Origin of the sequence: aff. Roholtiella sp. LEGE 12411, assembly GCF_015206995.1 — a bacterium.
GTDB lineage: Bacteria > Cyanobacteriota > Cyanobacteriia > Cyanobacteriales > Nostocaceae > Komarekiella.
This window is the reverse complement of sequence record NZ_JADEXR010000076.1, coordinates 16,801-27,885: the sequence shown is the minus strand read 5'-3', so window position 1 is coordinate 27,885 and position 11,085 is coordinate 16,801. Positions and strand designations below refer to the sequence as shown.

Sequence of the window (11,085 nt, the reverse complement as noted above, 5' to 3'; positions counted from 1 at the left end):
GCCCCATGCCCCATGCCCCATGCCCAATGCCCAATGCCCCATGCCTATTCCTCTATTGCTGAGGTAATCCACTGTTTAAGTGTAGTTGTAACTTCGTCAATGACAATTTCTTGAGATTTACGAGTTGCTCTTTCTACAACTTCGACTTTGCCATTAGCGATCGCTCGCCCGGTTACAATCCTGTAAGGTATACCAATTAAGTCGGCATCTTTGAATTTCACTCCAGCTCGTTCATCCCGGTCATCAAGTAGGGTTTCAATTCCCGCTTGATTAAGTTCTGCGTAAAGTTTTTCCGCTGTTGCGACTTGTTGAGCATCATTAATGTTGGGAATTGTAACTATTGCATGATACGGAGCGATCGCTACCGCCCAAATAATTCCATCTTTATCGTAAGATTGCTCCACAGCAGCTTGTGCCAGTCGTGACACACCCACACCGAAACAACCCATGAATAGCGGCTTTTCTTCACCCTGCTCATTAGTATAATTTGCACCCATGGCTTGGGAATACTTAGTGCCTAGTTGGAAAATGTGACCCGCTTCAATTCCCCGAGCGCTTTGTAAGGTTTGTTCTGGGTTGTGGATGGCGCGATCGCCTGGTCTTGCTTTACGTATATCTACTAAGGTAGATTGTACTTTAAACTGCTCACTCCAATTAGCACCCACGACGTGATACCCAGTTTCATTCGCGCCTGTGACGAAATTTTTTAAATCAACGACTGTTTGATCCACCAAGCGCACAAACTGAGGATGGATTTGCTTGTCGCTAGTTATATATTCATCTGGGATATCAGGCGCAATATAGCCTAATGGTAGAGATTTAGCTGTCCATGTTTGCTGCGCTTCCGCATTTGGTACATTCAAACTAATGATAGTTTTAGCAGCATAATTAGAAGCTAGTTTGGTCAACTCATTCTGTAATTTGACTTCATTAACTTCTTGATCGCCTCGGATACTCACCAGAACCAACACCGTCATACCGTTGTCATAAACTGTCTGGTAAAGAACGTTTTTCACCACTTGGGTGGGAGAACAGTTGAGGAATTGACACACCTTTTCAATCGTCTCTGATTTAGGTGTATCGCGTTTCTCGTAGGTTGTAAACCGTGAGGGTTCGGCATTAGCTGGTAACGAAACTGCTTTTTCCACATTGGCAGCGTATTTGCCATCTTCAGTGAACAGAACCTCATCTTCACCAGCTTCCGCTAACACCATAAATTCTGTAGAACCAGAACCACCAATTGCACCAGAATCAGCTTCTACTGCTCGAAAAGCTAAACCAGAACGCCGCAGCATATTGCTGTAGGCTTTGTACATATCTTGGTAAGTTTCTTTAAGGCTAGCTTCATCGGCATGAAAAGAGTAGCCGTCCTTCATGATAAATTCTCTGCCGCGCATCAAACCAAAGCGGGGACGAATTTCATCGCGGAATTTGGTTTGAATTTGGTAGAGATGTAACGGTAGCTGGCGATAAGAGCGAATCATATCACGAGCGATCGCTGTGATCACTTCTTCATGAGTTGGGCCTAATCCTAATTGTTGCTCGCGGCGATCAATTAGGGAAAACATAATCCCTTCAGCTTTGGTGTAAGTGTCCCAGCGTCCTGATTCTTTCCATAAGTCAGCGGGTTGTAATTGCGGTAAAAGACATTCTTGTGCGCCTGTAGCGTTCATTTCTTCCCGCACAATTTGGGAAACTTTTTGCAGTACTCGCCACATCAATGGTAGATAAGCATAAATACCGCTACCGATGCGACGAATATAACCTGCACGGAGTAATAATTTATGGCTAGGAATCTCAGCATCAGCTGGATCATCCCGCAGTGTAACGAATAACATTTGTGACAGTCGCATCGTTTATTCCCTTTTTTTGATTGCTAATTTGTTTATAAACCACCTGGCGATTAGAAATCGCAGCCACACAAACTCTCGTTTGCCTGCGTGGACTAAGAAGGTATCCTAGTTTTTGGTGCGCCCAGGGCAAGCGCGATCGGCATCATACAGCCGTTAAGACATAGCATGATATAATTTTTTAACTATTTAATCTAGGTCTAGGTTATGAGTCCTTTGACATTAAAACTAGACACCGTTCACCTGAGCGACGAACAATTTTATCATTTATGTCAAAATAACCGCGAATTGAAGTTTGAACGCACCACCAAGGGAGAATTAATCATCATGTCCCCCGTTGGAGGTGAAAGCGGGAATCGAGAAGCAGATTTAATTATTGATTTAGGAATCTGGAATCGGCAAACTGGTCTAGGTTACACTTTCAGTTCTTCTACTATATTCAAATTACCCAATGGTGGCGATCGTTCCCCAGATGCTGCTTGGATTCAACGAGAACGTTGGGAAGTACTTACACCTAAACAAAGACGCAAATTTCCCCCCATTGCACCCGATTTTGTCATTGAATTAAGGTCAGCAACAGATGATTTGGAAATGTTGCGTTCCAAAATGCAGGAATATATGGATGCAGGGGTACAGTTGGCATGGTTAATTAACCCCCAGCAGCAGCAAGTAGAAATTTATCGCCAAAAACAAGATGTAGAAGTGCGAAATCTACCCACACAATTATCGGGTGAAGATGTATTGCCAGGATTTAGGTTGAGTCTATCTTGTTATTAAGATTTGCAAGTGCTGCTAAACCTCCACTATGCTATCTAGAGGTCAACAGCATGACCGAGAAATTTGGGGAAGTTGGTGATCGAAAAATTATCATCTCAACCAATAAATTTTAGTGCGTTGGCGTAGCCTTTCGTAGAGCAGCCTTGCCGTTCGCGTGCATCTTACAGCCATTAGGATATCTTAAAAGAAATAACCCCAGGCGATTAGAATCAGGGCATCTTTAGGAGAAAACTACCTTGGCAGATGTAATTTATCAAGCACAAGCACCCTTAGAATTTATTCCTCCGGCGTTTAACCCGTGGGTATTAAGAGTCGTCCATCTGTTGTTACCCAGTTGGATAAGCTGGCAAACAGCTATTACCCAAATTGAAGCAGATAACGTAGAAGTTTTGGTGGATCTCTATCGCCAGTTTCAGGAGGGTAAGATCCGTTTTATGCTGGCATTTCGCCATCCCAATACTGACGATCCATTTTGTTTGAGCTATTTGTTTTCTCAACTCGTGCCAAAGGTAGCACCACAGGGCACACCGCTACAACTTCCGATTCATGCTCATTTTATCTACGATCGCGGTATTCCTCTATGGGCAGGTTCCCATGTTGGTTGGATTGCTTCTCGTTTGGGTGGTACACCAATTCAGCGGGGTAAGGCTGACTGGACGGGGTTACGTTCAGCGCGTGATTTGTTTGCCAACGGCAAATTCCCGATGGCTGCTGCGCCAGAAGGTGCTACTAATGGTTTATCGGAGATTATCAGCCCCCTGGAACCTGGTATCGCCCAATTAAGCTTTTGGTGTGCTGAAGACTTGCACAAAGCTGGACGCGCTGAACAGGTTTTAATTGTACCAGTTGGAATTAAGTATAGTTACGTTGATGCTCCTTGGGAAGCGATCGCTCAGCTTTTAAGTGAATTGGAAGCGGCTAGTGGTTTATCTGTGAATCCAGGTGAACCAACCAATATTGCTTCTGTGGAGTCGCTTTATCCCAGATTATTAACTTTGGCAGAACATTTATTGGCGTTGATGGAACAATTTTACACGCGGTTTTATCATCAAAAACTGCCAGATGCCAAGATTGTATCTGGGGAAATCCAAGATAGAAATGAAGCACTATCACATCGTTTGCAAGCTTTGTTGAATGCGGCGCTATTAATATCAGAGCAATATTTTGATTTGCAGCCAAGAGGCAATTTAAATGACCGCTGTCGGCGGGTAGAGCAAGCTGGTTGGAATTATATATTTAGAGAAGAATTTAAGGATATAAAAGCATTATCTTTTATAGAGCGTGCTCTAGGCGATCGCATTGCTGAAGAGGCAAATGCACAGATGTGGCACATGCGCTTAGTAGAAAGTTTTGTCGCAGTTTCTGGCAACTACATCCGTGAAAAACCCACAGTAGAAAGGTTTGCTGAGACAACTTTAATTTTATGGCAGATGATTACTCGCATTAAGGGTAACAGAGCTTTTCAGCGTCCACAGTTGGGTGAACAACAGGTAAAAATAACTGTCGGTAAACCCATATCTATTTCTGAGCGTTATCCTGCATATAAAGAAAATCGCTTGAGTGCAAAGCAAGCTGTTGCTGAGGTGACTAATGATTTGCAGCAGGCGTTGAAAGCTTTGATTTAATTAGGATGGTGAGGTTCGCTCTCACCATTCATAGCGCTTTGCATTGAAGAAAAATCAGAAATTTAACATATTTTAGTATTCGTAACACCACATAATGTTCCCAATACAACTTTTATTTATAACCTCAGTGTGATGACTGCATACTTCTGTGGATGCTTCAATAAGAAGTCATCTATGAGGAGATGTCATGAATTTAGCTTACTTGGTATTGGCACATAATACTCCCAATCACTTGTGCAAGTTAATTGATGCTCTTAATAGCCCTAATGTTCAGTTCTTCATACATATAGATGCCAAGAGTAACAACTCGCTTTTTAAAGAAAAGATTAATCATCAAAATGTTGCGTTTATTCAAGACAGAGTATCTGTTTATTGGGGTGAATTTTCTACAATAAAAGCTACTATAAATTTGATCCGAGAAGCGTTAAATAGTCAACATAAATTTGATTATCTAATTCTAATTAGTGGAAGTGATTATCCTTTAAAGAGCGCAAGTTATATAAATGACTATTTTGCTCAAAGGGCTGGGACAGAGTTTATCAATTTAGTTGAAATGCCCAATCAAGAAGTAAGTAAGCTTTTAGATAGACTTTACAAGTACCAACCACAGACACTTGATAATAACGGCTTTTACCGTATAGTAATGCGAATATTCTCGGCTGTAATCAACAAAGTTCTACCTTGGAAACGAGACTACAAAAAAGGTCTGGGAAATCTCAAGCCTTATGGAGGAAGTCAATGGTGGGCCTTGTCAGCAGATGCATGTCACTACATCTTATCGTTCGTCGAAACCAATCCTAAAATAGTAAAGTTTTTCCAAAACACATTGACACCTGATGAAATATTTTTTCAGACAATTATAGGTAACTCAAGATTTCGAGAAAAAGTTGCGAAAAATTTGACATTTACTCAATGGCAAGGTGTTGAACATCCAGAATTGATCAATATGGAACAGCTACAGACTCTGAAAAAAATGGATAAAATTATGGAACATAACATTTATGGAAGTGGCGAATTGCTGTTTGCAAGAAAGTTTAAAGATGAAAGTTCAGAACTTACCAATTTTATTGATAGTTGGATGAGAAATCCTAAAGGGTAATGCAATTAAGCATTAGAACTATTGTCTCAATATTTCCAACTTCACATTTAAGAAAGTACCAGTATAAATATCAGAGGTAAACTAGCAATAATACTCAAGTTTTTTAATATAAAAAATAATTATAGCAAGTACACTCGCTATAATAGGTTTGACATAAAAATGCTATCGATTGATTATGAATAATATTACTATGTCTAATCTTGATGATGATATTAAATCTCGTTTAAAAAAACGAGCCGAAAAACATGGTCGTTCCCTCGAAGAAGAAGCCAAAGAAATTCTTCGTATGGCTTTAATAGAAAATCACGAACAGCCCTTAAACTTAGCTAATATGATTGAGCAGCGTTTTGCAAATTTGGGGGACTTTGAATTACCAGAAATTCCTAGAGAACCTATTCGCACCATATCAACATTTGAAGAATGATTATTCTTGATACAAATGTGTTGTCAGAATTAATGAAGCTTAAACATAGCCTTTTATAAATTAACTGGAAAAACTTTAGATAAATCCAGAACTAAATCAGGAAAAGATGGCAGATTAACTGATTCATTTGGCAGATAAATTAACTTGCGGCGATAACCAAATTTACCCTGCAAATATTGATAAGGCTCGCTGTAGCATTCCAAAGAATTATCTACTAAATTAAATATCCAATAATTAGAGATATTCGCTTCTGCATAAAGCAGTAATTTTACCTCTTGGTCATATTTCAAGGAGGAATCAGCAATCTCAATTAAAAGTAATATGTCAGATGGGCTGGGATGAGCAGAAAGGTAGTCATCATCGACATTACGAACTATGGCTAAATCTGGTTCAGGTTCACTGTACTCAGGGATAATAATTGGTTGTTGCCCTCGCACTAAGGCGCGCTCTACCAAAAGTTGGATTAACGCCCTAAACAGAAGTGTTTCACAAACTGAATGTGGTGTACCTTTTGCTGCCATATAGAAAATTTCACCCTTAATTAGCTCAACTCGGTCATCCTCCTTAAAGAAGCCGAGTTCTGCCATCCGGTGATATTCAGCTACTGTAAAGCGTTTAGCAGTGGTTAGGCTCATAACAAATACGGGACATGCAGAGTTACTTGCATTTTATCCTTTTACACTAAAAATAAATAGGTGGAATAGGAGCGAACCCCTTCCACCTGTAAAATTAACTTACAAATATTTTTGCAACTTAAGTGAAGTGATTTTCTAGCAAAGATGCGATCGCGTCTGGATGAATATTTTTGTATTTCTTTTTACCAAGCTGTAAAACACAATTGGGTGCGCTACCACAGCATTTTTGGCAGCCGGTGTGTTCAATTTTGACTTTATCTAACAAACCGCGATCGCACAAGGTTTTTTCCAATTCTGATAATAACCCTTTGCCGCCACGCTTCATACAACCAGACTTTTGACACACCATAATTCTGGCTTTGGGTTGAGGTGGCAAATCTGGAATTGGGCAAACACCCATTGATGTTACCCGATAAGCTTTGAGTTTAATTTTACCTGTGTGTGGATTTAATTTACTATGACCACAAACGCGAATTTGCTCACCAGGTACTAACGATGTCAAAGAACGGCGTAACTCTTTAGGAAGTTTCACTTGCACACTTCCAGATGGAACTGCTAATTGCAAGTATTTATATTTTCCTGGTTCATCACCAACAAAACCTAATAACTGTCCCTCAACATTCAATTCCGATAAAGTCAGATATTTGTCACCCATGTTCGTCACTCAAAATATAAAATAATAAACCCCAATTTGATGGGGTAATTTTGCTCATCCCAAGAAAGAAGGAAAAATCTGTTTTTTCTCTTTTACCTTCTCTCTTGACTGTCGTTTTAGGATTTTATGCCAGGCGTTTAGCTTCTACAGTTTGAGGTAAATTTGCAGCATCTGGTAAATCACGAAATTCCAATTCCCAGCCATTTGCTAAAGTGAGAATTTTACCCTCATTTCCTTCTGTTTGTTTGACTACTTCTTCTTCTAAGTCTTTTTTAGCAACATAGACAACCAAATTGCCGGCATCATTCATCCGTAACATTACTTTCATGAGATTCCTCAACAGATTCTAGTTCTTTTTTCTTGCAGCCGACGACGAACCCTGTTTCCAAGAAATGCACAGCATAAATATAGGAAGTCTGCAAATATGTGCCGATACTTGCTATGTAGCCGATATCTCCCTTGTTCACTAAAACTTGTCCGACTTCTTTACCAGGAAACGTCCCATCGTTTTTGAGCAGTTTGCGAACTCTGACTTTTTCACCAATTTCAAAAGCGGGTGGTAAGTTAAGCTCTAATTCATCGCGTTGCATGAGAATACCTCTGTTCTCGTACCAAATTCAAAAGTTCTTCTGTAGTTAAGCTGCGTTTTTTCTGTACCGATTGATGGCGCACTGCGTCTAAGACCGATTGGGTTTCTTGTGGGTTCAAGAAAATACCATGCTGTTGTAGCAAACTAGACACTAAATGCCGACCAGAATGTTTACCCACTACTAAACGCCGTTCCCAACCTACTTCTTCCGGTGCAAATGGTTCGTAGGTGATGGGGTTTTGCATTACGCCGTGAGCATGAATACCAGACTCGTGAGCAAAGGTATTTTCACCAACGATCGCTTTCCAAGGGGGTACGTCAGCACCGGATGCTGAAGCCACTAGTTGAGATAATTGCAGCAAACTGGGAGTGTCAATACCCAAATCGACGCCATAGATGCGTTTGATAGCCATGACAACTTCTTCTAAAGCTGCATTGCCAGCTCTTTCGCCCAACCCGTTAACTGTGGTATTAACAGATGAGGCTCCAGCTTTAATACCAGCCAGTGCATTGGCGGTTGCTAGACCAAAATCATTATGGGTGTGAATTTCTAAGGGTATCAATAAAGCTGATACGAGTCGTTTGACTTTTGTGTAGGTGGTGAAGGGATCGAGAACTCCTACAGTGTCGCAGAAGCGAAACCGTGATGCACCCCATTCTTGGGCAGAAAGTGCTACATCTAAAAGGAAGTTTTCATCAGCTCTTGAGGAATCTTCTCCCCCTACTGCTACCCAAAGACCTTTATCGACGGCGAAGCTGATACAGTCTTTAAGCTTTTGCAAACTTACCCGCCACTGACCGTGAAATTTGGCGGCGATTTGGATACCAGAGACGGGAATAGCAATATGCACTCGGTTCAGACCGCAGGCTACAGAAGCTTTAATATCTGATATGACAGCGCGGTTCCAGCCTAGGAGTTTGGCTTGCAAACCTAAGTCAGAAATTGCAGAGATGGCGCGGATTTCTTCCTGACCCATTGCTGGAATACCGACTTCTAATTCGGGAATACCTATGGCGTCGAGAAACTTAGCGATCGCTACTTTCTCATCTAAGTTAAAGGCAACACCTGCTGCTTGTTCGCCATCACGTAATGTAGTGTCATTAATTATGATTTGATTCATTGCAAACTTCCCTCTCTCGGAATGTTTCTTAATATCTTTTCTCTGTACAATTCCTAATGATGGTAAATGCTAAAAATATTACAACTCATAATGCAGTATTTTTCATTCTTAATTATTATCCAATTAGGAATACGACATCTGTATGACAAGGAACCAAAACCTGGTATAATTTACGAATTCTTTTTACTGTTGTCAGTTGAAATTTGTTCGAGTAGCAAGCAGCTGATATAGCTATTAAGAAATCCGGAACAAAGCAAAAGACCAAATCCAGCAATTAAAGTAGAAATCATTGTTGTAACCTCATATTTTCTAGATAATTGGTGTGTAGTGTAACCAGGCAAATGCACTCAAAGCTAAAGGGTGCAAATTAGCTAAGCTTGTTCGGCTAACCAATCAAAAATTCGTTCTAGTTGATCTAAGTTAACTAGACCATACTGCCAAAGAAGCATCGGTAACGGCCCATTATTAAATTCACGATGTCGTAGAGCGACAGCAATATCAGCTTTTGAAAGTTCGAGTTCATTATGCAAAAAATTAATGAATTTTATATCGCTGTTACGAGTTGCCATAATCGGACATTCTAATTCTTGAACTAGGTAATAATTAAAGATTTTAAATTCCAAGTCTTACTTGGTAATTTCGCCTTTTTAATTGCCGGGATATGTCAGGATAATTTCAGATTTAGTAGACTGGACAAAATCCAAAGTTACGCTAACCTCATTTAGTCTGCAACAAAACCTGCTAAAAGACAGTAACTTCAACTTCTAAATTTATTGGAGGTTCATGCATTCTTTAAAATGTGAATGGGTAATTAGTATTTATTTGCTTTGTGGTATCCAAAGTTGATGGACTGCTGTGTATAAAATCAGCTTCATTTGTTGGTTGTGAACTCGGTTGATGACTTTTGGCTCAACACTCATCACTGTAATTCCAGCACCGCTCTAGCCAGCCCACTAATTCGTGGCGAGAAGCAAGAAATTGCATAACTGTGCTGCGTATCAGAATTGCTTCTAGCGAATTATTTACTTGTACTCGCAAAGAACCATCGGGGTGACAGGAACTTTTAATCATTAACTCTTGCAAACGGTGATATATTCTCCAGCGATCGCTCAAAGGAATCTGCAAAATTTGCTCGTTTGAGGCGTCAGAACTACAAGGTAATAACATAATCATTTGTCCTTTGTCAAAAATTCTTGGTTCAGCGCCTCCCAAAGTCCAGGGACAAAAGTCCAGAATAATTAATTTTGACTTTTGACTTTTGAACGCCAGTTCACTCAACGGGGGAACCCCCGCACGTGACTGGCTCCTCTTGACTCTTGATTCTTAAGGTTTGTAGTTGTTGTTCTAGTTGCTCAATGCGCCAGAGCAACGAGCTAATCACAGTTGCTTCTACATCAGGTAGCTTTCCGTGTTCCAGGGGACAGAGGCTGGCGCTTTCCTTGGGAGAAATGATCCGACCTGGAACCCCTACAACGGTGCGATCGCTAGGGACATCGCGCAAAACAACTGAGCCTGCGCCAACACGGACGCGATCGCCAATTAGGATATTTCCTAAAACCTTCGCACCCGCGCCCACCACAACGTTTTTGCCCACAGTGGGATGACGCTTACCGCTTTCTTTCCCAGTCCCGCCAAGGGTGACGCCTTGGTAAATCAGTGTATAGTCTCCCACAATCGCAGTTTCGCCAATGACAACGCCCATCCCGTGGTCGATAAACACAGCCTTACCAATCTCTGCACCTGGGTGAATTTCAATTCCCGTCAAAAATCGCCCAATATGAGAAATTAAGCGAGGGATGAAACCTACTCTACGACGGTGTAACCAGTGAGCGAGACGATGCAAACATAATGCGTGCAATCCAGGGTAGCAAAACACGACTTCTAGCCAATTACGTGCTGCTGGATCGCGCTCAAAAATAATGCGAAAATCACTCAATAATGGCTCAAAAAAAACGCCAGAGAGTAGATTTTTTACCAGGGATGTATTTGCAGAATCCTGCGTTTTGATGGTCTGGCGATCGCTGATACTGTCAAAGGACTGTTGCATCGGTACTGTCTATCTGCTTAAAAGAGCCATCTGCTATTTTTATGCTTATATCAGGCGACTTCTAACTAGACAGCAAACCCAATGTCGATTGGATTTATTGAATTGATTAAGGTTGTACTCAAACGCCCAAACCCCGACTTAAGATAAATTTAAAATTTGTCTTGGGGTAGGGGTGCTAGTGTTTAACGATGGGGGTACTAGTATTTCTGGGGTAGGGTTTAAGAATTTCTGTACTCGCTACAAGAAACTTTACCTGTAAGACT

Annotated in this window: 13 protein-coding genes; 4 read left to right on the top strand and 9 right to left on the bottom strand. The window is 40.9% G+C overall.

Annotated elements, in window-relative coordinates; genetic code table 11:
* Positions 1–44: 44 nt before the first annotated feature.
* Positions 45–1,853 carry a proline--tRNA ligase gene (locus tag IQ246_RS17275; RefSeq protein WP_194004580.1) on the bottom strand — a complete coding sequence of 603 codons (1,809 nt, stop codon included), beginning with the start codon at positions 1,851–1,853 and terminating at the stop codon, positions 45–47.
* Positions 1,854–2,057: 204 nt separating this feature from the next.
* On the opposite strand from IQ246_RS17275, the gene IQ246_RS17270 reads away from it, so the two are divergent.
* The 4 genes from IQ246_RS17270 to IQ246_RS17255 all read left to right on the top strand — a co-directional run bounded on the left by IQ246_RS17270 (position 2,058) and on the right by IQ246_RS17255 (position 5,775).
* Positions 2,058–2,627: a Uma2 family endonuclease gene (locus IQ246_RS17270; protein ID WP_194004579.1), complete on the top strand. Its 570-nt coding sequence runs from the start codon at positions 2,058–2,060 to the stop codon at positions 2,625–2,627.
* 236 nt (positions 2,628–2,863) lie between these two features.
* On the top strand, positions 2,864–4,252 hold the full coding sequence (locus tag IQ246_RS17265; RefSeq protein WP_194004578.1) for a 1-acyl-sn-glycerol-3-phosphate acyltransferase: 1,389 nt from the start codon (positions 2,864–2,866) through the stop codon (positions 4,250–4,252).
* A gap of 187 nt (positions 4,253–4,439) precedes the next feature.
* Entirely contained in the window at positions 4,440–5,351 is a 912-nt protein-coding gene (locus IQ246_RS17260; RefSeq protein ID WP_194004577.1) for a beta-1,6-N-acetylglucosaminyltransferase, read from the top strand.
* 175 nt (positions 5,352–5,526) lie between these two features.
* Positions 5,527–5,775, top strand: a complete 249-nt coding sequence (locus IQ246_RS17255) for a plasmid stability protein (RefSeq protein ID WP_194004576.1) — start codon at positions 5,527–5,529, stop codon at positions 5,773–5,775.
* 53 nt (positions 5,776–5,828) lie between these two features.
* Here the strand turns inward: IQ246_RS17255 and IQ246_RS17250 are convergent, their stop codons facing one another.
* The 8 genes from IQ246_RS17250 to cysE all read right to left on the bottom strand — a co-directional run bounded on the left by IQ246_RS17250 (position 5,829) and on the right by cysE (position 10,822).
* Positions 5,829–6,410 carry a Uma2 family endonuclease gene (locus tag IQ246_RS17250; protein ID WP_194004575.1) on the bottom strand — a complete coding sequence of 194 codons (582 nt, stop codon included), beginning with the start codon at positions 6,408–6,410 and terminating at the stop codon, positions 5,829–5,831.
* A gap of 118 nt (positions 6,411–6,528) precedes the next feature.
* Positions 6,529–7,065 carry a (2Fe-2S) ferredoxin domain-containing protein gene (locus IQ246_RS17245; protein WP_162397625.1) on the bottom strand — a complete coding sequence of 179 codons (537 nt, stop codon included), beginning with the start codon at positions 7,063–7,065 and terminating at the stop codon, positions 6,529–6,531.
* Between the two features lie 124 nt (positions 7,066–7,189).
* Positions 7,190–7,393 (bottom strand): putative nitrogen fixation protein NifT, encoded by a 204-nt coding sequence (nifT, locus tag IQ246_RS17240; protein ID WP_162397624.1) that lies wholly within the window; start codon positions 7,391–7,393, stop codon positions 7,190–7,192.
* Positions 7,368–7,655 carry a nitrogen fixation protein NifZ gene (locus IQ246_RS17235; RefSeq protein WP_194004574.1) on the bottom strand — a complete coding sequence of 96 codons (288 nt, stop codon included), beginning with the start codon at positions 7,653–7,655 and terminating at the stop codon, positions 7,368–7,370. The genes nifT and IQ246_RS17235 overlap by 26 nt, the downstream gene beginning before the upstream one ends.
* Positions 7,642–8,775, bottom strand: a complete 1,134-nt coding sequence (gene nifV / locus IQ246_RS17230; RefSeq protein ID WP_194004573.1) for a homocitrate synthase — start codon at positions 8,773–8,775, stop codon at positions 7,642–7,644. The genes IQ246_RS17235 and nifV overlap by 14 nt, the downstream gene beginning before the upstream one ends.
* Before the next feature lie 371 nt (positions 8,776–9,146).
* Positions 9,147–9,344 (bottom strand): DUF2949 domain-containing protein, encoded by a 198-nt coding sequence (locus IQ246_RS17225; RefSeq protein ID WP_194004572.1) that lies wholly within the window; start codon positions 9,342–9,344, stop codon positions 9,147–9,149.
* Between the two features lie 340 nt (positions 9,345–9,684).
* Entirely contained in the window at positions 9,685–9,942 is a 258-nt protein-coding gene (locus IQ246_RS17220; protein ID WP_194004581.1) for an Asr1405/Asl0597 family protein, read from the bottom strand.
* Between the two features lie 103 nt (positions 9,943–10,045).
* On the bottom strand, positions 10,046–10,822 hold the full coding sequence (cysE, locus tag IQ246_RS17215; RefSeq protein ID WP_194004571.1) for a serine O-acetyltransferase: 777 nt from the start codon (positions 10,820–10,822) through the stop codon (positions 10,046–10,048).
* Between the last annotated feature and the right edge of the window lie 263 nt (positions 10,823–11,085).

Coding starts and splice junctions, on each gene's coding strand:
- IQ246_RS17275 (WP_194004580.1), bottom strand. CDS start 1,853: ATGCGACTGTCACAAATGTTATTCGTTACACTGCGGGATGATCCAGCT.
- IQ246_RS17270 (WP_194004579.1), top strand. CDS start 2,058: ATGAGTCCTTTGACATTAAAACTAGACACCGTTCACCTGAGCGACGAA.
- IQ246_RS17260 (WP_194004577.1), top strand. CDS start 4,440: ATGAATTTAGCTTACTTGGTATTGGCACATAATACTCCCAATCACTTG.
- IQ246_RS17255 (WP_194004576.1), top strand. CDS start 5,527: ATGAATAATATTACTATGTCTAATCTTGATGATGATATTAAATCTCGT.
- IQ246_RS17250 (WP_194004575.1), bottom strand. CDS start 6,410: ATGAGCCTAACCACTGCTAAACGCTTTACAGTAGCTGAATATCACCGG.
- IQ246_RS17245 (WP_162397625.1), bottom strand. CDS start 7,065: ATGGGTGACAAATATCTGACTTTATCGGAATTGAATGTTGAGGGACAG.
- nifT (WP_162397624.1), bottom strand. CDS start 7,393: ATGAAAGTAATGTTACGGATGAATGATGCCGGCAATTTGGTTGTCTAT.
- IQ246_RS17235 (WP_194004574.1), bottom strand. CDS start 7,655: ATGCAACGCGATGAATTAGAGCTTAACTTACCACCCGCTTTTGAAATT.
- nifV (WP_194004573.1), bottom strand. CDS start 8,775: ATGAATCAAATCATAATTAATGACACTACATTACGTGATGGCGAACAA.
- IQ246_RS17225 (WP_194004572.1), bottom strand. CDS start 9,344: ATGGCAACTCGTAACAGCGATATAAAATTCATTAATTTTTTGCATAAT.
- IQ246_RS17220 (WP_194004581.1), bottom strand. CDS start 9,942: ATGTTATTACCTTGTAGTTCTGACGCCTCAAACGAGCAAATTTTGCAG.
- cysE (WP_194004571.1), bottom strand. CDS start 10,822: ATGCAACAGTCCTTTGACAGTATCAGCGATCGCCAGACCATCAAAACG.